17 protein-coding genes are annotated in these 18,277 nt (G+C 63.2%); 9 read left to right on the top strand and 8 right to left on the bottom strand.

Translation table 11 applies throughout. The features are described from left to right. Window positions 1-90: 90 nt before the first annotated feature. On the top strand, window positions 91-1,758 hold the full coding sequence (gene ettA / locus IB232_RS15985) for an energy-dependent translational throttle protein EttA (RefSeq protein ID WP_192399595.1): 1,668 nt from the start codon (window positions 91-93) through the stop codon (window positions 1,756-1,758). Between the two features lie 55 nt (window positions 1,759-1,813). Here ettA and IB232_RS15980 read toward each other — a convergent pair whose 3' ends face one another. From IB232_RS15980 to IB232_RS15955, 6 genes are all read right to left on the bottom strand, one after another. Further along, complete coding sequence (locus IB232_RS15980) at window positions 1,814-2,125, bottom strand: hypothetical protein (protein ID WP_192399594.1); 312 nt, start codon at window positions 2,123-2,125, stop codon at window positions 1,814-1,816. Between the two features lie 252 nt (window positions 2,126-2,377). Next, a complete protein-coding gene (gene rtcA / locus IB232_RS15975) occupies window positions 2,378-3,400 on the bottom strand; it encodes an RNA 3'-terminal phosphate cyclase (protein ID WP_192399593.1) in 1,023 nt (340 codons plus the stop codon). Beyond that, entirely contained in the window at window positions 3,397-4,284 is an 888-nt protein-coding gene (locus IB232_RS15970) for a hypothetical protein (protein ID WP_192399592.1), read from the bottom strand. The genes rtcA and IB232_RS15970 overlap by 4 nt, the downstream gene beginning before the upstream one ends. Window positions 4,285-4,319: 35 nt before the next feature. Further along, the gene (locus tag IB232_RS15965) at window positions 4,320-5,672 is read right to left on the bottom strand and encodes a PBS lyase (protein ID WP_192399591.1); all 1,353 of its coding nucleotides are present in this window, start codon (window positions 5,670-5,672) and stop codon (window positions 4,320-4,322) included. A gap of 4 nt (window positions 5,673-5,676) precedes the next feature. Further along, window positions 5,677-6,903 carry an RtcB family protein gene (locus IB232_RS15960; protein WP_192399590.1) on the bottom strand — a complete coding sequence of 409 codons (1,227 nt, stop codon included), beginning with the start codon at window positions 6,901-6,903 and terminating at the stop codon, window positions 5,677-5,679. Window positions 6,904-7,584: 681 nt separating this feature from the next. Further along, window positions 7,585-9,135: a vWA domain-containing protein gene (locus IB232_RS15955; RefSeq protein ID WP_192399589.1), complete on the bottom strand. Its 1,551-nt coding sequence runs from the start codon at window positions 9,133-9,135 to the stop codon at window positions 7,585-7,587. Window positions 9,136-9,364: 229 nt separating this feature from the next. Between IB232_RS15955 and rtcR the strand changes: the two genes are divergently transcribed. From rtcR to IB232_RS15925, 6 genes are all read left to right on the top strand, one after another. Then, window positions 9,365-10,972 (top strand): RNA repair transcriptional activator RtcR, encoded by a 1,608-nt coding sequence (rtcR, locus tag IB232_RS15950; protein ID WP_192399588.1) that lies wholly within the window; start codon window positions 9,365-9,367, stop codon window positions 10,970-10,972. A 64-nt stretch (window positions 10,973-11,036) separates the two neighbouring features. Further along, window positions 11,037-11,363 carry a TraR/DksA family transcriptional regulator gene (locus IB232_RS15945; RefSeq protein ID WP_192399587.1) on the top strand — a complete coding sequence of 109 codons (327 nt, stop codon included), beginning with the start codon at window positions 11,037-11,039 and terminating at the stop codon, window positions 11,361-11,363. Window positions 11,364-11,442: 79 nt separating this feature from the next. Next, entirely contained in the window at window positions 11,443-13,893 is a 2,451-nt protein-coding gene (locus IB232_RS15940) for a Lon protease family protein (RefSeq protein ID WP_192399586.1), read from the top strand. 189 nt (window positions 13,894-14,082) lie between these two features. After that, window positions 14,083-14,424 carry a hypothetical protein gene (locus tag IB232_RS15935; protein ID WP_137970877.1) on the top strand — a complete coding sequence of 114 codons (342 nt, stop codon included), beginning with the start codon at window positions 14,083-14,085 and terminating at the stop codon, window positions 14,422-14,424. Window positions 14,425-14,616: 192 nt separating this feature from the next. Then, window positions 14,617-15,111, top strand: a complete 495-nt coding sequence (locus IB232_RS15930) for a TIGR00645 family protein (protein WP_192399585.1) — start codon at window positions 14,617-14,619, stop codon at window positions 15,109-15,111. 112 nt (window positions 15,112-15,223) lie between these two features. Beyond that, window positions 15,224-15,841 (top strand): FKBP-type peptidyl-prolyl cis-trans isomerase, encoded by a 618-nt coding sequence (locus IB232_RS15925; protein ID WP_192399584.1) that lies wholly within the window; start codon window positions 15,224-15,226, stop codon window positions 15,839-15,841. Window positions 15,842-15,981: 140 nt separating this feature from the next. On the opposite strand, the gene IB232_RS15920 is transcribed toward IB232_RS15925, so the two are convergent. Together IB232_RS15920 and IB232_RS15915 are read right to left on the bottom strand one after the other, a co-directional pair. Further along, window positions 15,982-16,224: a hypothetical protein gene (locus IB232_RS15920; protein WP_137970880.1), complete on the bottom strand. Its 243-nt coding sequence runs from the start codon at window positions 16,222-16,224 to the stop codon at window positions 15,982-15,984. Between the two features lie 135 nt (window positions 16,225-16,359). Next, a complete protein-coding gene (locus tag IB232_RS15915) occupies window positions 16,360-17,328 on the bottom strand; it encodes a polyprenyl synthetase family protein (RefSeq protein ID WP_192399583.1) in 969 nt (322 codons plus the stop codon). Between the two features lie 305 nt (window positions 17,329-17,633). On the opposite strand from IB232_RS15915, the gene rplU reads away from it, so the two are divergent. Together rplU and rpmA are read left to right on the top strand one after the other, a co-directional pair. Next, the gene (gene rplU, locus IB232_RS15910; RefSeq protein WP_192318580.1) at window positions 17,634-17,945 is read left to right on the top strand and encodes a 50S ribosomal protein L21; all 312 of its coding nucleotides are present in this window, start codon (window positions 17,634-17,636) and stop codon (window positions 17,943-17,945) included. 23 nt (window positions 17,946-17,968) lie between these two features. Then, on the top strand, window positions 17,969-18,226 hold the full coding sequence (gene rpmA / locus IB232_RS15905; protein WP_043308927.1) for a 50S ribosomal protein L27: 258 nt from the start codon (window positions 17,969-17,971) through the stop codon (window positions 18,224-18,226). Window positions 18,227-18,277: the final 51 nt, after the last annotated feature.

Raw genomic sequence — 18,277 nt, 5'->3', positions numbered from 1 at the left:
TCCCTTGCCCCAGAGTATTGCTCAGCAGCCGGTCGGCCGCTGGCGCAGTTGCCTCTTCAATCCCTCAGCTACACAGAACCAAGGTCATCCATGGCTCAATACGTCTACACCATGCATCGGCTCGGCAAGGTCGTGCCGCCGAAGCGGGAAATCCTCAAGAACATTTCCCTGTCGTTCTTCCCGGGCGCCAAGATCGGCGTACTCGGCCTCAACGGTGCCGGTAAGTCGACCCTGCTGCGCATCATGGCCGGCGTCGACACCGAGTTCGACGGCGAAGCCCGCGCCATGCCCGGCATCAACGTCGGCTACCTGCCGCAGGAGCCGCAGCTCGACCCGAGCAAGAGCGTGCGCGAGATCGTCGAGGAGGCCGTAGGCCAGATCAAGCAGGCCCAGGCCCGCCTGGACGAGGTGTACGCCGCCTACGCCGAGCCGGACGCCGACTTCGACGCCCTGGCCGCCGAGCAGGCCAAGCTGGAAGCCATCCTGCAGGCCAGCGACGGCCATAACCTCGAGCGCCAGCTGGAAGTCGCTGCCGACGCCCTGCGCCTGCCGGCCTGGGACGCGCGCATCGAGCACCTGTCCGGTGGCGAGAAGCGCCGCGTGGCCCTGTGCCGCCTGTTGCTGTCGGCCCCCGACATGCTGCTGCTGGACGAACCGACCAACCACCTGGACGCCGACTCGGTGGCCTGGCTGGAGCACTTCCTGCACGACTTCCCGGGCACTGTGGTGGCGATCACCCACGACCGTTACTTCCTCGACAACGTCGCCGGCTGGATCCTCGAGCTCGACCGCGGCGCCGGCATCCCGTACGAAGGCAATTACTCCGGCTGGCTGGAAGCCAAGTCCGAGCGTCTGGCCCAGGAATCCAAGCAGCAGTCGGCCCACGAGAAGGCCATGAAGGACGAACTGGAGTGGGTGCGCAAAGGCGCCAAGGCCCGCCAGTCCAAGTCCAAGGCCCGTCTGCAGCGCTTCGAGGAGATGCAGTCGCAGGAATTCCAGAAACGCGCCGAGACCAACGAGATCTACATCCCGGCCGGTCCGCGCCTGGGCGACAAGGTCATCGACTTCGTCAACGTCACCAAGGGCTACGGCGACCGCGTACTGATCGACAACCTGTCGTTCAGCATCCCCAAAGGCGCCATCGTCGGCGTGATCGGCGGTAACGGTGCCGGTAAATCGACCCTGTTCCGCATGCTGATGGGCAAGGAAACCCCGGACTCCGGCCGCATCGAGCTGGGCGATACCGTGCAGCTGGCCTGCGTCGACCAGAGCCGCGACGACCTGGACGGCAGCAAGACCGTGTGGGAAGCCGTGTCCGACGGTTTCGACATGATCAAGATCGGCAACTACGAAGTCCCGTCGCGCGGCTACGTCGGGCGCTTCAACTTCAAGGGCGGCGACCAGCAGAAGTTCGTCAAGGACCTCTCCGGTGGTGAGCGCGGCCGTCTGCACCTGGCCCTGACCTTGAAGCAGGGCGCCAACGTGCTGCTGCTCGACGAACCGTCCAACGACCTCGACGTGGAAACCCTGCGTTCCCTGGAAGAGGCGCTGCTCGACTTCCCCGGCGCCGCGATCGTGATTTCTCACGATCGCTGGTTCCTGGACCGCGTGGCCACCCACATCCTGGCGTACGAGGACGACTCGCACATCGAGTTCTTCGAAGGCAACTACACCGAGTACGAAGCCGACCGCAAGAAACGCCTGGGCGATGCTGCCGCGCAGCCGCACCGGGTGCGTTACAAGAAGCTGGCGCAGTAAGCGCTCGCTGCAAAACAAAACGGGGCCCGCGGGCCCCGTTTTGTTTATATGGACATCATTTGATGCGACGACTGAGCTGTTCCAGCTCTCGCTTCAACGAGTCGATCTCGCGCTCCTGGCTATCCAGCTGGCGTTCCAGCTGCGACACCTTTTCCACCTTTCTCTCCAGATCGTCCAGCTCGCGGCTGCTGCCGCTGGAGCTTCCGCTCAGATTCTGGATGGTGCGCTGCTGCTCCTCGAGTTTGCGCTGTAGCTCGGCAAGCTTGCGGTGGTCATCGTCCTGCTGGTCGAGCGCTGCCTGCAGGTCGCTGAAGTTGACGCTCGATCGTCGGAGGTCGGGCTCTCGGTCATGGGGATCCGCTGTCACCAGCACATCGGTGCTGCTGGAGCCTCGTTCCGTGAAGTTGATTTCCGCCTATGCGATGCCGGTGACGCCGAGCGTGATGATCAGAAAGGTAAGTTTGCAGAGCTTGAGCAGCGATGCGTCCATGAAGGTTCCCGAGGTCGTGCCACATGGCACATCGCTATGATCTTGCCCTGATGGCAGGCGTTCCCTCGTGGAAACGCCTTGAAACCTTCTCTGTTCGTCACGTGCACCTGCCGCCACGGCACGGCCGGATCAGGCCTCCAGTTCGATGAGCAGCGCTCCCTTGTCGGTTATGCTGGCGCGGATATCGACGGGCAGAAATTTCCGCAGCACCTGGATACTGCTTTCCAGGTGCTCGGTCATCCGCGGAGTGGTCAGGCTGCCACCGCCGGCTAGCGCCATCGGCAGCAGCAACTGATCGGCCAGATGCTCGGCCACCGCCGCACCGCTCTGCAGCCATTCGCGTGCCTGGTCGATGGCGCTATCGGCTACTCGCTCGGCGCGAACCCCGCTCTGGCCGAAGGCGCTGAACACTTCGGTCACCCGCTCGCAGACGATCTCCAGCAGCAATGCGTTGCCTGGCCCCTCATCCTGCCCCAGCCAGGCGAACTGTAGGTCTTCCTGAGGCCACCTTAGTCGCCGAGCGACCCGGGCCAGCTCGCGCTCGCCAACGTGCCCCGGCACGCCAGCGAGCAGGGCCCTGGCCTGTTGCCGTAACACTGCTCCGGGTTCGCCCAGATGCAGGGGCTGCAGGGGTGAAGGCGTGATCTGTGCCTGGATCGCCCCACCCCCGGCCGGTGCGAAGCCATGGCGCAACAGCTGCATGTCCACCTGTGCGCCCATGCGCCGCAGCAGCGGCAGCCAGGCGAGCTGCAGGAAGTCCGCCGGCGGTGCCAGCGGGTTGTGGGTGCCACCGCTGATCTGCAGCCTGCTTGGGGCATCAGCCCGTAGCAATGCAGGCAGCAGAGTCTGCAGTACCAGGGTGCAGCTGCCGGCACTGCCGATGGCGAAGTGATAGTCGCCGCCACGAATGGCGCCAGGCTTGAAGCTCAGCTGCTGCGAGCCGAGCTCGACACCCTGTACTTCAGCCGAGCAGATCTGCGCAGCTGCCTGCACGGCGGTCAGATGCTGGCGCAACAGGCCAGGCCGGCTGCGCTTGGCGCGGATGTTGTGGATGCTGAATGGCCGTCCGCTGAGCGTCGACAGGCTCAGCGCGCTGCGCAGAACCTGTCCACCACCGATGGCGCCGTCCAGTTCGAGAATGTCCTTGTTCATCGTTCTACATCTTCTACGGCTGTTGGCGGCCACTCGATGGCCCACTCCTTGGGTGGTAGAGGGGCTGGCCTGCTGGCGGAGAAATCGGCCAGCTCGCGCCACTGGAGATCGGCTTCGCTAGGCCTATCGCAGACCAACAGACGCCCATCTCTGCTCTGTATCAGCCGTCCCCGTGAATCGAAGTCGACCAGGTCGGCTTCTCCCAGATCGGTTTCTCCATGCACGTTGCTGACCGAGAAGCTTGTACGCAGCATCCAGTGCTTGCCTTTATGCGTGCTCTTGATGATGCGCACGGCTCCTTGGCCGATCTCCTTGCTCTGGCGGGTCTTCAACTGCCAGTGGATGTCGTGAAGTGCCTCCACAGGTTGGTCCAGCGGAGCCCAATGGGCCCGCAGGGCAATCCGCAGCGAAAGCGGCAGGAGGCCTAGCTCCGGGGTTCCCTGAACCTCCAACTGGGGTGTGGGTAGCTGTGCATGGGGTTTCGGATAGGGCAAATCGATCTTCACGCCACGCGTGTCGGTGAATATGCCGCCACCGGTCCAGCAGCCATTTGCCCAGAGCGCCAGAGCAGTGAAATAGGGCGGCCGACTAATGGCTGTCCAGGTATCGCCTATGTCATTACGCCGGTTCAGCGTCCAGCCAGTAGTTTTCCTGGCTGAGTAAAGCAACAGCTCGCCGTCTTCAGATAACTCACTGAGCTCGGGATAGATGCGCCCCTTGAACCACTGGCCGGCCTCGAAACTGTCGTTACGCAAATCCCAGCGGATCATCTGCACCCAGTTGGTAGGTCCGCGGCGCAGCACCACTGCGACCGGGGCCTTACTGGCAAGCATCAGCGCAAGGCTGCATTTGGCGCGTATTTGTGAAGCTCCTTGCTTCTGCATGCGTGTTCTTTCCTTCGAATACTTCAATCCTGGGCTCAGCGCAGGCGCTTTGTGCTGCCTTCGGGTAGAAGACCCGCACTCTCCAGTTGCTGGACCCTCTCTATTAGAGCGGTACGCTCGACCGGATGAGTGACTGGATCAACCATCAGGTATTGCTGACTGAGCCAGTTTTTCAGATGCATTAGCCAGTGCTGTCTTTCTTGTGGTGCTGCATCTAGTCGGCGTAGCCAGTAGGCCAGTTGCTGCCATCGCGGCCGCAAATGCATCAGGGCCTCACGACGCTCAGGGGGCAGCACGTACCAGTCTCTATCCAGTCTCATGTCCAGGTCTGCCTGCAGCACCGCCCAAGGCTCTTCCCGAAGATGCTCGACAGCTTTGGCAAAGACCTTGTCGGCGGAGTCGGAAAGCGCCATCAGCCGATGTGCCAGCCGGTTCTTGCTAAGGCACGGAACAGCCGCTAGTCGAACGCTGCTTATGCCAGAAAGCATTGCTGCGGATATCCAGGATTCGTCCAGTTCCACTGCCAGTTCGTGGCTCAGGCCTAGTAGCCCCATCCAGTCACGCTTGTTCACAGGGTGAGGTTGATGCAGGCGAGCCATGAGCACCGAGTGAGCGTCCAGTTGCTCGCGTGGGGCTGCCCATCGCGCTAATGCTCGTATCGAAGGGGAGGCGTCCAGCAATGCTGCCCTCAACACTGGTCGGGTATCGTCGAGCAATGGCAGTAGGGCGTGAAGTACAACAACCCGCACGCTGGCTCCGGGCTTGTCGAAAGCTTCCAGCAATAGGGGGCGAGCCTGCTCGGCGGGCAATACCTTACATGCCTTAACCGCCATCTGCCGTACGGTCATTTCTCGGTGAGCCAAAGCCATGCGCAGCAAGGCAACAGGCTCCACGCTGACTTCCTGCAGCAGGGTGAAGAGAAAGCGTGCAGCCTTGCCGTGACGTGTGGCAAACGCCACTTCCACATCCATGCGCAATTCGGGCACCTGCAGCACCGCGCGCGCCACCGCCAGCGTCGGGCCATGATCGGCACGTTGGCGTTCGGCCAGGGCCATTAGCGCCGGCAGCGCATGGAGCAGGGCTCGCACATGTTCCGGAGCCAGGTAGCGCTGCACTGCCTCGTAAGCCAGTTGACGTATCTGGGGTACCCAGTCATTCAGGCGTTCGAGCAGCGCGACTAGCGTTTCGGGTGAAGGCTGCTCACTCAGTTCACGCACTGCTGCTTCGCGGGCGAAGCCGTTGCCATGCGTGCTGAGGGTCAGCCAATCCCCGTATCCGGTGCAGGCGGCGAGTGCCTCAAGGGCCTCATGGCGACGTCGGTCTTCCCAGTAGTCTCCGGAGACCGGGCGGCTCTTAAGCCGCTCCAGCCACTCTTTCAGGTGCTTCATGTCTCTATCCCTTAACGCACACCACCTGATGCAGGGTATGCACCACTTCCACCAGCTCGCGCTGGGCGTCCATCACCTGGTCGATGTCCTTGTAGGCCATCGGGATTTCGTCGATCACGTCGGCATCCTTGCGGCATTCGACGTGGGCGGTGGCCTTGATCTGGTCCTCCACGGTGAACAGCTTCTTGGCCTTGGTCCGGCTCATGGTCCGTCCGGCGCCGTGGCTGCAGGAGCAGAACGCTTCCTCGTTACCCAGGCCGCGGACGATAAAGCTCTTGGCACCCATCGATCCGGGGATGATCCCCAGTTCACCTTTCTTCGCCGACACCGCACCCTTGCGTGTCACCAGTACTTCTTCACCGAAGTGACGCTCCTTCTGTACGTAGTTGTGGTGGCAGTTCACCGCCTCCAGTGCGACCTCGAACGGCTTGCGGATCACGCCACGTGCCGCTGCGATCACCGCGTGCATCATCAGTGCGCGGTTCTGCTTGGCGAAGTCCTGGGCCCAGCCCACCGCTTCCACATAATCGTCGAAGTGCTGGCTGCCCTCTTCGAAGTAGGCCAGGTCGCGGTCCGGCAGGTTGGCGATATGCTGGCGCATATCGGCCTGGGCCAGTTCGATGAACAGGTTGCCGATGGCGTTACCCACACCGCGCGACCCGCTGTGCAACATGAACCAGACGCGATTGGCCTCGTCCAGGCATACCTCGATGAAGTGGTTGCCGGTTCCCAGGGTTCCCAGATGCTTGCGGTTGTTGGTGTTGCTCAGCCGCGGGTACTTGTCGGTGATCACCTTGAAGCGGTCGCTCAGGGCCGACCAGGCGTGGTCGGTCATCTCCGGCACGTTTTCCCAAGCGCCTTTATCGCGTGCGCCGCGGCCAGAGGTTCGGCCGTGGGGTACGGCACGCTCGATGGCACTGCGCAGGCCGTGCAGGTTGTCCGGCAGGTCGGAGGCCATCATTGAGGTGCGTGCGGCGATCATCCCGCAGCCGATATCCACGCCGACCGCGGCAGGGATAATGGCGCCGACGGTGGGGATCACGCTGCCGATGGTCGAGCCCTTGCCCAGGTGCACGTCCGGCATCACGGCCAGGTGCTTGAAGATGAACGGCATCTTCGCGGTGTTCATCAGCTGCTGCTTGGCGTCCTCCTCTACCGGGACGCCTTGCGTCCACAGCTTGATCGGCTTGCCGCTGGCGACTTCCAGCAGGTTGTAGGTCTTGGTTTGCATCGTTATTCGCTCGTATTCGTGCTGGTCGTGCCAGCCTGTTCTCGATGCGGCGACAATTTGTGGTGAAACATGCGCAGTGCTCTATCCGCTGAGCTACAGCCTTGTGGCTGGCGGGAGTCGAACCCACGACCTTTGCGTTCTGTAGTTCCACCGGTATTCGCCGGGTCAATCAAAAGGGTGGAGGCGGGGCCTCCGTGCAGCGACGAGGTGACAGGCACATTTGCTCTACCAGCTGAGCTACCCGTTGCCGGGGCGGGATTCGAACCCGCGACCCAATGTAGTACCTGTGGCATTCGCTGCCGGCCCGCCGTGGCGGGCCTGAAAAAGATGCGACGACAAGGGTGGTGAAACGTATTTTCGTGTTCTGCCATTGAACTACGGCCCCCCAGTAATGGAGCCGACGGGACTCGAACCCGCAACCTCGACCGTGGAAGGGTGTAGTTCCACCGGCATTCGTCGCAAAAAACGGTTAATCAGGTGGCGCGACAAAGGCTGTGGCTGTTCCGTGTTGCCACGGGCCGGTCTCGAAACCGGCATGGTCCTGTACAGCCACATGCATTCGCGCCTTCGCTCGTATCCGACAAGAGTGTGATGAGACGTCTTGGATGTAGTCCCATCGGCATTCGCATACGCTCGAATCGTTGATCTTGTGCGCCCGGCCCCGATTGGCCGGGCGCGTTCTCATATCTCCATCTTCTCGATCGCATCGACCCAGTGATCGGAGCCAAAGGTTCCGGCGGCGAACTGTGCCAGTACATCGAATACCGCGTCGCTGAAACCTCCGACATTCAGAATGTCCGCGCGGTCCGGCGCCTGTGTAGTGCCGTGAGGCTGCAGGTCTATGCAGATCAGCCGCGCCTGCGGGTTGAGCTGCTTGATCCGTTCCCACTGGCGCAGCGTTTCCGTGGCGCCACGGCGGCGGGCGTCGATCCAGGATTCGTTGTCGGAAACCAGGATCAGCGTATCCACCTTGGCCTTGGCGTCCGCCAGCTGCTTCAGCGGGGCGGAACAGTTGGTTCCACCACCACCGATGGCTGCCAGCTTCTGCGCGTTGCTCATCACGCTGTCGCGTGGGTTGAGCGCCACTTTCACCACGCCGTTTTCGAACGGCAGTACCTGGGCCTGCGGTTGCTTGCGCAGGATTGCCGCCGCCACCAGCGCCGCCACATCGATACAGCGCACCGCCGTGGTTGCACCCTGGCGATAGCCGGTCACCGGGCTCGCCATCGAGCCGGACACGTCCGGGCATACCACCACGTTGCCGCCCAGCGCCGGCACATTGGCCAGCGACATTTCGAGGGCATCCTGCAGAGCCTCACGCACCACCATCGGCACGCCGTCGCCGGTCATCCGGTAGGCCGCCAGCAGCTGGTACGGGTAGACCCGCGCCTTGGCCACCGCCTCGCCATCGGCCAGACGCTTCGCCACCATCTCGGCGCAGCCCTCGACCGCGAACGCGCCATGGCGCACCAGGGTGTTGAGGTTCATGCGCAGTGCCTGCCAGCCCATCCGTCCGGCCAGCTCGGCCCATTGCGGCGCGCTCAGCGTCTCGTTGCCGAGCAGCTGGAACGGCACCTCCGGTAGCTCACTGCTCGCACCGCTGCGAAACGCCAGCAGGTTACGGGTCAGCGGCGGCAGGGTCGCGGCATCGGCGGGCTTACCGATCAGCCAGGCGAAGAAGGCCTCACGCCAGGCCTCGGCCGGCTTGGGGTGAACCATCTTCACCACGTCCGCCAGCGACGGCTGGTTGCCGACCGCGGCCTGCAGCAGCTGGCGTTCGCTGGCGCTGTTCAGCCAGGTCTGTACCAGGCGCTTGGGTTGCGAGCCGAGCGATTTGCGTCCGGTCACGCCGCTGCGCAGGATTTGCACGAAGGTGCGCAGCATCTTGCCGTTATCAATCACTTGCTCGAACAGTGCCGGCACCAGGCTCGAGCGCTGTGCAACCAGGGCCGCCAGCAAGAGGGCTGGCATGTCTTTCATATGACCCTTCTTGCGGGCATACAGAGCGGCCTTGGCCACGTAACGAGCGTCCAGTTCGGCGACCAGTTTCAGTACCTCGCCCAGTTGGGTTTCGGCGTCGGCGTAGAAGGTCTGGTTCAGGCAACCGGTTGCCGCGAGTTGGGCCAGCTTGTGCTTGGGGTGGTAAGCGTAAGCCGGAGCCTGCTCATGGTTCAGCGTGTCGCTGGCCGGCAGGAGGGCATCGCGGGTGTTGAACAATTTTATGTTGGCCATCGTGGCATCTCGCTCTGTTGTCCGTTCTTGCCAGGACTATTGCAGTGGCTGTGCCAGGTTTGTTTTTAGCGGCTTTGAGTTCTTTCAAGCTATTGAAATTAAAGGGGATAAATCTATTCCTATGATTTTTGCCGCCTCATTTTTAGCTATATGAATTTTGATTTTATAGATTCATGGATATCTATTTATCTTTTAGGATAGTGATTTCAGTGTGATCTGGGAAATGAACATGTCCCGCAAGCAAACCGTTGCCATTGGCTTTCTCGGCTCCACCCTCGACCGAGTCGGCAAGGGGGCCAATCGCTGGAGCAAGTGGCGGCCCAGTGTCGGTCTGTGCCAGCAGCCGGACCTGCTGATCGACCGGCTGGAACTGATTCACGGCCCGGATGCGCGCGACGTCGGGCTGGCCGAACGTATAGCCGCCGATATTGGCCAGGTCTCGCCGGAGACGGAGGTATGCCTGCGTCCGATGACGTTGCTCGACCCCTGGGATTTCGAGGAGGTCTACGCGGCGCTGCATGACTTCGTCGCCGCCTACCCCTTCGATACCGAGCGGGAGGACTACCTGGTGCATATCACCACCGGGACTCACGTGGCGCAGATCTGCTGGTTCCTGCTGGCCGAGGCGCGCTATCTGCCGGCGCGCCTGGTGCAGACCTCGCCGGCGCGGCGCCGCGATCCGCAGCAGGAGGTCACCGGTACCCATGCGCTGATCGATCTCGATCTGTCGCGCTACGACCGTATCGCCAGCCGCTTCCAGCGCGAGCGTCTGGAGGGGCTGGCCTTTCTCAAATCCGGCATAGCTACGCGCAACGCGGCCTTCAATCGCTCCATCGAGCAGATCGAGCGGGTGGCGGTGCGCTCGACCGCACCGATGCTGCTGATCGGCCCGACCGGTGCCGGCAAGTCCTTCCTCGCGCGTCGGGTGTACGAGCTCAAGCGCAGCCGGCATCAGGTCGATGGCCGTTTCGTCGAGGTCAACTGCGCGACCCTGCGCGGCGATGGCGCCATGTCGGCCTTGTTCGGTCACAGTAAGGGCGCCTTCACCGGTGCGCAGAATGCGCGAGAGGGGCTACTGCGGGCTGCCGACGGCGGCATGCTGTTCCTCGACGAAATAGGCGAGCTCGGTCTGGATGAGCAGGCCATGTTGCTCAAGGCCATCGAGGAAAAACGCTTCTTTCCGTTGGGTTCGGACAAGGAGGTAGAGAGCGCCTTCCAGTTGATTGCCGGTACTCATCGCGACCTGCGCGAGCGCGTGGCGGAAGGACTGTTTCGCGAGGATCTTTACGCCCGGATCAACCTTTGGACTTTCGCGTTGCCGGGGCTGGCCGGGCGCCGCGAAGACATCGAGCCGAACATAGACTTCGAGCTGGAGCGGCATGCGCGCGAGCAGGGCCGTCTGGTGCGCTTCAATCTGGAGGCAAGGCGCCGTTACCTCGCCTTTGCCGGCTCCTCCGAGGCGGCTTGGCAGGGCAACTTCCGCGAGCTGTCTGCATCTATCACGCGCATGGCCACCCTGGCCGACAGTGGACGGATCGACGAGGCCCAGGTCGAGGAGGAGATTGTGCGTTTGCGCCTCGCCTGGGGGGGGCAGACGCGGCAGGACTACCTGCAGGGCGTGCTGGGTGAGCAGGTGGTTGATATCGACCTGTTTGATCGTCTTCAGCTGCAGGCGGTGATCGCGTTATGTCGCGAAAGTGCCAGCCTGTCCGAAGCCGGGCGGCGCCTGTTTCAGGTGTCTCGCCAGGCCAAGGCCAAGGCCAACGACGCTGATCGTCTGCGCAAGTACCTGGCGCGCTTCGGCCTGGACTGGGCTCAGGTGCGCGGAAAAGCTTGAGTCGGGCAGTGCAGGGCGCTGGTGACGGGCCACACTGAAGGGTGAGGTAATCTGGAGCGTCGCCATGACCAGTTTCGACCCCCACGCCGCGCTGGACAGGCTGTACGACGAGTACAGCCGTCGCGCCAATGCCATTCAACACGATCTCGGCCTGCAGCGCAGCGCGGATTTCGCCGAACAGGCGGCCGAGCGGCAGAACGACGAGGTGTTGCATGCCCTGCTGGCCGAGGCGCAGGCGGGTTTGCGCCTGGTCGGGCTGGCCCGGTTGCACCTAGCTGATGGCAGTTACGGGCAGTGCCAGCGCTGTGGCGAGCAGATCGAGCAGGCGCGCTTGCAGGCCCTGCCGGCGGCGGAGTTCTGCCTGGCCTGCGCCGCCCGCGTCGGCGTCTGACGCGCGCCTTGCCAGCGGCGCCGAGGCGGCGCCAGAATGGCTCCATCTCGCGGCTAGCCCGCTTCGACAAGGACTTCCGATGCCCGAATCCTTCGCTGCCAGCCTGCGTCTGGCGCCCGATGCCCTGACCCGCCCCTGCGCCCCCGACCAGTTCAACTTCACCACCACCGATGATCTCGAACCTTTCCGCGGCGTGCTCGGCCAGGAGCGCGCGGTGGAGGCATTGCAGTTCGGCGTGGCGATGCCGCGGCCGGGCTACAACGTGTATGTCATGGGCGAGCCGGGCACCGGTCGCTTCTCGTTCGTGCAGCGTTATCTCAAGGCCGAGGCCAAGCGCCAGGCCACGCCGGTGGACCGCGTTTACGTCAACCATTTCGATGAGCCGCGCGAGCCTCGCGCGTTGGAATTGCCGGCCGGCACCGCGGCGGCCTTCATCGCCGATATCGGCCACCTGATCGACAACCTGCTGGCGACCTTCCCGGCAGTGTTCGAGACGCCCACCTACCAGCAGAAGAAGAGCGCTATCGATCGCGTCTTCAACCAGCGCTACGACAAGGCCCTGGATCTGATCGAGAAGCTGGCGCTGGAGAAGGATGTCGCCCTGTATCGCGACAGCAGCAACATCGCCTTCACCCCGATGAAGGATGGCAAGGCCCTGGACGAGGCGGACTTCGCCCAGCTGCCGGAGGCCGAGCGCGAGCGTTTCCACGAGGACATCTCCGAGCTGGAGGAACGCCTCAACGAGGGCCTGGCCAGCCTGCCGCAATGGAAGCGCGAGACCAGCAACCAGCTGCGCCAGCTCAATGAGGAAACCATCACCCTGGCCCTGCAGCCGTTGCTGGCGCCGCTGTGCGAGCAGTACGCGGAGAATGCCGGGGTCTGCGCCTATCTGCAGGCGGTGCAGGTCAACCTGCTGAAGACGGTGGTCGACCAGTTGCTGGACGACAAGCCGGATGCCCAGCGCCGCGAGATGCTCGAGGAGCAGTACAGCCCCAGCCTGGTGGTCGGCCATCACGCCGATGGCGGCGCGCCGGTGGTGTTCGAGTCGCACCCGACCTACGACAACCTGTTTGGCCGCATCGAATACAACACCGACCAGGGTGCGCTCTACACCAGCTACCGCCAGCTGCGCCCGGGCGCGCTGCACCGGGCCAACGGTGGCTACCTGATCGTCGAGGCGGAGAAGCTGCTCAGCGAACCCTTCGTCTGGGACGCGCTCAAGCGCGCCCTGCACTCGCGCCAGCTGAAGATGGAGTCGCCGCTGGGCGACCTCGGCCGCATCGCCACCGTGACCCTGACCCCGCAGCTGATCCCGCTGCAGCTCAAGGTCATCATCATCGGCTCGCGCCAGCTGTATTACACGCTGCAGGACCTGGATTCCGACTTCCAGGAGATGTTCCGCGTGCTGGTTGACTTCGACGAGGAGATCCCGGTCGCCGACGACAGCCTCGAACAGTTCGCCCAACTGCTCAAGACCCGCACCTCGGAGGAGGGCATGGCGCCGCTGACGGCTGCCGCGGTGGCGCGCCTGGCGACCTACAGTGCGCGCCTGGCCGAGCACCAGGGGCGCCTGTCGGCGCGCATCGGCGACCTGTTCCAGCTGGTCAGCGAGGCCGACTTCGTGCGCCAGCTGGCCAATGATGCGACCACCGACGTCGGCCATATCGAGCGGGCGCTGAAGGCCAAGTCCGACCGTACCGGGCGGGTCTCGGCGCGGATCATCGACGACATGCTGGCCGGCATCATCCTGATCGATACCAGCGGCTCGGCGGTGGGCAAGTGCAACGGTCTGACCGTGCTGCAGGTCGGCGACTCGGCCTTCGGCGTGCCGGCGCGCATTTCCGCCACCGTCTATCCGGGCGGCTCGGGAATCGTCGATATCGAGCGCGAGGTCAGCCTGGGCCAGTCGATCCACTCCAAGGGGGTGATGATCGTCACCGGCTTCCTCGGCAGTCGCTATGCCCAGGAATTCCCCCTGGAGATTTCCGCCAGCATCGCTCTGGAGCAGTCCTACGGTTACGTGGATGGCGACAGTGCTTCGCTGGGCGAGGTCTGCACACTGATCTCCGCCCTGTCGCGCACGCCGCTCAGGCAGTGCTTCGCCATCACCGGCTCGATCAACCAGTTCGGCGAGGTGCAGGCGGTCGGTGGGGTCAACGAGAAGATCGAAGGCTTCTTCCGCCTGTGCGAGGCCCGCGGCCTGACCGGCGAGCAGGGGGTGATCATCCCGCACTCCAACGTCAGCAACCTGATGCTCGACGAGCGGGTGCTGCAGGCGGTGCGCAATGGCCAGTTCCATGTCTATGCCGTGCGCCATGTCGACGAGGCGCTCGGCCTGCTGCTGGGCGAGCCGGCTGGCGCGCCGGATGCCAAGGGCCAGTTCCCCAAGGGCAGCGTCAACGCGCGGGTGGTGGAGCGTCTGCGCAGCATCGCCGAGATGGGCCTGGAGGAGGACGAGAAGGACAAGGAGCCGAAGATCAAGGAAGTGAAGACTCGGGCCAAGCCGGCGGCCAAAACGTCCAAGGAGTGACGCCGACAGTCGCGCGACAACTGGTCAGTCACTGCGCATTCCGACGACGCCCGCAGCGGGCGTCGTCGCAGCCGGTTTTCCCCCGCTCCATCCACAGAGTTATCCACAAAGCGCGGGGATAACTTTTACCTTCCCGAATCGGCGCGCCGGGGTGTAGGCTGAAAGCCAGACCTTGCGAGGACCGCCGTCATGCCGCGCAGCCTCTGTCTCACCCGTCAGTGCCTCGGCCTGACTACCCGCATCGAATGCGAGATTCGTCCGCTGGCCGGCGGGCGAGGTCTGTGGACGCTGTTGTGCGCGGCTGGTATGTCCGCCGCGCAACCTTCGGCGATCAAGGCGCAAGGCCCATTCCACGGGCCTTTGGTGGCCGAAGCGGTGCTCGATTCGATCGCTCAGTGCCTGGCGGTGCAAGGCTATGAGCCTTGCACCGAGCCGATGATCTGGTGCCTGCATCTGCGCGCCGAGCTGCGCAAGCTCAACGGCGAGCGCTGCCGTCATCTGGGCGACTATCAGTTCCGCCCGGAAAGCTGAGCGTTCGACTGAACGCTTTTTGCCCAACCCGTTACGACCTCCCGCGACAAGTGGAGTGCAGCCATCTTTCCCGCGCCTGCCCACAAGGTTATCCACAGTAAGCGGGGATAAAAAATCAGCAACGTTTGTCGCCTTGCCCGCAAGGGCTGGCTGGGTATACTCGCGACCAGTTTTTCTACTCGGCGAGACAACATGGAACGCTTTATCGAGAACGCGATGTACGCCTCGCGCTGGTTGCTGGCGCCAATCTATTTCGGTCTTTCGTTGGCCCTACTGGCGTTGGCGTTGAAGTTCTTCCAGGAGATCTTTCATATCCTTCCGCATGTGTTTGAGAAGGCGGAGGCTGACCTGATTCTGGTGCTGCTGTCGCTGATCGACATGGCCCTGGTCGGCGGTTTGCTGGTGATGGTGATGATTTCCGGCTACGAGAACTTCGTGTCCCAGCTGGATATCGATGAGGGCAAGGAGAAGCTCAACTGGCTGGGCAAGATGGATTCCGGCTCGCTGAAGATGAAGGTGGCCGCCTCCATCGTGGCCATCTCTTCCATTCACCTGCTCAAGGTCTTTATGAATGCGCAGAACATTGAGCCGATCTATCTGAAGTGGTACGTGATCATTCACATGGCGTTCGTGGTCTCGGCCTTTGCCATGGGCTATCTGGACAAGCTGACCAAGCACGATCACTGAGTCGTCGAGCCGTACCAGCCGCCCGGTTGTTGCGAGACGTCCGGGCGGTTTCGTTTGTGGATGGCTGTGCTAGTCTGGCCGGCCTTTTTCGACCCCCATCTGGAGCCCGGCGATGTCCGAACTCAACCTGTCTACCGACGAAACCCGTGTGAGCTATGGCATCGGCCGCCAACTGGGCGACCAGCTGCGTGACAACCCGCCGCCCGGTGCCAGCCTGGAGGCCATCGTGGCCGGTCTGCGTGACGCCTTCAATGGCCAGCCCAGCCAGGTTTCCCCCGAAGCGCTGAACGCCAGCTTCCGGGTGATCCGCGAAGTGATGCAGGCCGAGGCCGCCGCCAAGGCTGAAGCCGCTGCCGGTGCCGGTCGCGAGTATCTGGTCGAGAACGCCAAGCGTGAAGGCGTGACCGTGCTGCCGTCCGGCCTGCAGTACGAAGTGCTGGTGGCTGGCGAGGGCGCCAAGCCGTCCCGCGAGGATCACGTCCGTACCCACTACCATGGCACGCTGATCGACGGCACCGTGTTCGACAGCTCCTACGAGCGTGGCCAGCCGGCCGAATTCCCGGTGGGTGGTGTGATCGCCGGCTGGGTCGAAGCCCTGCAGCTGATGAATACCGGCAGCAAATGGCGCCTGCATGTACCGAGCGAGCTGGCCTATGGTGGCCAGGCTGCCGGCAGCATTCCGCCGCACAGCGTGCTGGTGTTCGACGTCGAGCTGCTCGACATCCTGTAAGAGGCGATGCCCGGCTGGTCGTCCTGACCGGTCCGGGCACCTGCGAGAGCATCATTGCTCCGCGTGTCTCCCGGCATCCTCCCTGGTGCCGGGCTTGCCGGCGAGGCCGACCTGCGTTGGTCGTCCTCGTCGAGCGTCGCTCAGTGCAGCTCGCCCTGCGGTCGCAGTGCCCGCGCATAGCAGAACAGGAACAGGCCGCGTACCAGCTCCTTTAAGGCCCCGGGCTCGCATGAGTTGAGGCTGGCCAGGTCGAGATCACCCTGATCTCGAAGCTCGCCAATGGCTTCCTCTTCCAGCACGGCGCATACCTCGCCCGTCTCGCGATTGAGAATGCGCAGGTAGGGGTGCGGGCGATCCAGCCAGGCGTCGATCAGATAGGTCATGGCTCATCTCCTTGTCGTCCATTTGGTGGATATGAGAATAATTCCTATTATCGAAATAGCAAGCCTCAATCGCACCTTTTGTCGGGCAATAAAAAGCCCGTCGCAGGGACGAGCTCTTTTGGATGGTGCACTGACTCAGTGAGTGCGGGCGACGGCGAAGCGGCTCAGTTCGATCAGGGCGTCGCGGTAGGCATTGTCCGGCAGGGCGTCGAGGCAGGCGATGGCTTTCTCGGCATGCTCGCGGGCCAGGTTGGCGGTGTAGTCCAGCGAGCCCGAGGCCTGCACGGCGGCGCGTATGCTTTCCAGGTCCTCGATGCCGCCTTTCTGGATCGCGGTGCGCACCAAAGCGGCCTGTTCGGCGCTGCCTTCGCGCATGGTATAGATCAGTGGCAGGGTCGGCTTGCCTTCGGCCAGGTCGTCACCGACGTTCTTGCCGAGGGTGGCTGCATCGCCCTGGTAGTCGAGCAGGTCGTCCACCAGCTGGAAGGCGATACCCAGGTGGTCGCCGAAGTGGCGCAGCGCCTCGCTCTGCGCTTCGCCGCTGCCGGCCAGGGCCGCAGCGCTGTGGGTTGAGGCCTCGAACAGCATGGCGGTCTTGCCTCGGATGACCTCCATATAGGTCTCTTCCGTGGTGCTGGCGTCGCGTACCTTGGACAACTGCAGGACTTCGCCCTCGGCGATCACCCGGGTGGCGCGCGAGAGGATGCGCATCACCGGCATGGAGCCGAGTTCGACCATCATCTCGAACGAGCGTGAATAGAGGAAGTCGCCGACCAGCACGCTCGGCGCGTTGCCCCACTGGGCGTTGGCGGTGGCGCGGCCACGGCGCATGCCGGACATGTCGACCACGTCGTCATGCAGCAGGGTGGCGGTGTGCAGGAACTCGATGGTGGCAGCCAGCAGGCGCAGATCGTCGGCCTGATAGCCCAGGGCCTTGCCGCTGAGCAGTACCAGCAACGGGCGCAGACGCTTGCCGCCGGCCGAGATGATGTAGTCGCCGATCTTCTCCACCAGAGGCACGTGGGACTTCAGCTGTTGGCGGATAATGCCGTCGACGGCGGTGAAATCGTCCGCGACCACGCTGTGGAAGGCCTGGGCTTGCATCGGTGAGGGGAGCTCCTGGAACGGGGCCGGCTGCCTCGCAGGGCGGAGGGCGGCGAAATGGCGGGTCGGACAGGGCCGGACCGGGCTGCGCGGCATGCTATGGGGCGGGTTATGGGCTGTCAAGGCAAGGCCTGGCGGGGCTTGCCTCTGCTCTTGGCTTTCCGTACAATCGCGGCCCCAAACTTCTATGGGCACTCCCTGCCTTACGCAATTGCACGGGCGTCAGTTCCGGCCCCATGCAGCCATGCCGGCCAATAACTCTTCCTATAAAGAGTCGGGTGAGCAGGTTTAACGGAGAAAAATCCATGTACGCAGTAATTGTTACCGGTGGCAAGCAGTACAAAGTCGCCGAAGGTGAATTCCTCAAGGTCGAGAAGCTGGAAATCGCTACCGGCGAATCCGTGACTTTCGACCGCGTTCTGCTGGTTGGCAACGGTGACGACGTGAAAATCGGCGCTCCGGTGGTCGATGGTGCCAAGGTTGTTGCTGAAGTGGTCTCCCAAGGCCGTCACGACAAAGTGACCATCATCAAGTTCCGCCGTCGTAAGCACCACATGAAGCGTCAGGGCCACCGTCAGTGGTTCACCGAAATCAAGATCACCGGCATTCAGGCCTGATCCCTTTTTAGGAGCTATGACTCATGGCACACAAAAAAGCTGGCGGTAGTACTCGTAACGGCCGCGACTCAGAAAGTAAACGCCTTGGCGTGAAAATGTACGGTGGTCAGGTCATCAAGGCCGGCAACATCATCGTGCGTCAGCGCGGCACCCAGTTCCACGCTGGCTACGGCGTTGGCATGGGCAAGGATCACACCCTGTTCGCGAAAGTCGACGGCGTGATCAAGTTCGACGTGAAGGGCGAGTTCAACCGCCGTTACGTGAGCATCGTGACCGCCTAAGGTCGCGTTTGCTGAAAAAGCCCTGTCTCGCGACGGGGCTTTTTTGTTTCT

Source organism: Pseudomonas sp. PDM15, assembly GCF_014851565.1.
Lineage (GTDB): Bacteria > Pseudomonadota > Gammaproteobacteria > Pseudomonadales > Pseudomonadaceae > Aquipseudomonas.
This window is presented reverse-complemented; position numbering and strand designations above follow the sequence as displayed.

What these genes read in the sequence shown, in the direction of transcription:
- IB232_RS15915 (WP_192399583.1), bottom strand. Translation starts at nt 17,328, where the DNA reads ATGCAAGCCCAGGCCTTCCACAGCGTGGTCGCGGACGATTTCACCGCC.
- rtcA (WP_192399593.1), bottom strand. Translation starts at nt 3,400, where the DNA reads ATGAACAAGGACATTCTCGAACTGGACGGCGCCATCGGTGGTGGACAG.
- IB232_RS15970 (WP_192399592.1), bottom strand. Translation starts at nt 4,284, where the DNA reads ATGCAGAAGCAAGGAGCTTCACAAATACGCGCCAAATGCAGCCTTGCG.
- IB232_RS15930 (WP_192399585.1), top strand. Translation starts at nt 14,617, where the DNA reads ATGGAACGCTTTATCGAGAACGCGATGTACGCCTCGCGCTGGTTGCTG.
- IB232_RS15945 (WP_192399587.1), top strand. Translation starts at nt 11,037, where the DNA reads ATGACCAGTTTCGACCCCCACGCCGCGCTGGACAGGCTGTACGACGAG.
- IB232_RS15960 (WP_192399590.1), bottom strand. Translation starts at nt 6,903, where the DNA reads ATGCAAACCAAGACCTACAACCTGCTGGAAGTCGCCAGCGGCAAGCCG.
- IB232_RS15920 (WP_137970880.1), bottom strand. Translation starts at nt 16,224, where the DNA reads ATGACCTATCTGATCGACGCCTGGCTGGATCGCCCGCACCCCTACCTG.
- ettA (WP_192399595.1), top strand. Translation starts at nt 91, where the DNA reads ATGGCTCAATACGTCTACACCATGCATCGGCTCGGCAAGGTCGTGCCG.
- rpmA (WP_043308927.1), top strand. Translation starts at nt 17,969, where the DNA reads ATGGCACACAAAAAAGCTGGCGGTAGTACTCGTAACGGCCGCGACTCA.
- IB232_RS15925 (WP_192399584.1), top strand. Translation starts at nt 15,224, where the DNA reads ATGTCCGAACTCAACCTGTCTACCGACGAAACCCGTGTGAGCTATGGC.
- IB232_RS15940 (WP_192399586.1), top strand. Translation starts at nt 11,443, where the DNA reads ATGCCCGAATCCTTCGCTGCCAGCCTGCGTCTGGCGCCCGATGCCCTG.
- IB232_RS15935 (WP_137970877.1), top strand. Translation starts at nt 14,083, where the DNA reads ATGCCGCGCAGCCTCTGTCTCACCCGTCAGTGCCTCGGCCTGACTACC.
- IB232_RS15965 (WP_192399591.1), bottom strand. Translation starts at nt 5,672, where the DNA reads ATGAAGCACCTGAAAGAGTGGCTGGAGCGGCTTAAGAGCCGCCCGGTC.
- IB232_RS15955 (WP_192399589.1), bottom strand. Translation starts at nt 9,135, where the DNA reads ATGGCCAACATAAAATTGTTCAACACCCGCGATGCCCTCCTGCCGGCC.
- rplU (WP_192318580.1), top strand. Translation starts at nt 17,634, where the DNA reads ATGTACGCAGTAATTGTTACCGGTGGCAAGCAGTACAAAGTCGCCGAA.
- rtcR (WP_192399588.1), top strand. Translation starts at nt 9,365, where the DNA reads ATGTCCCGCAAGCAAACCGTTGCCATTGGCTTTCTCGGCTCCACCCTC.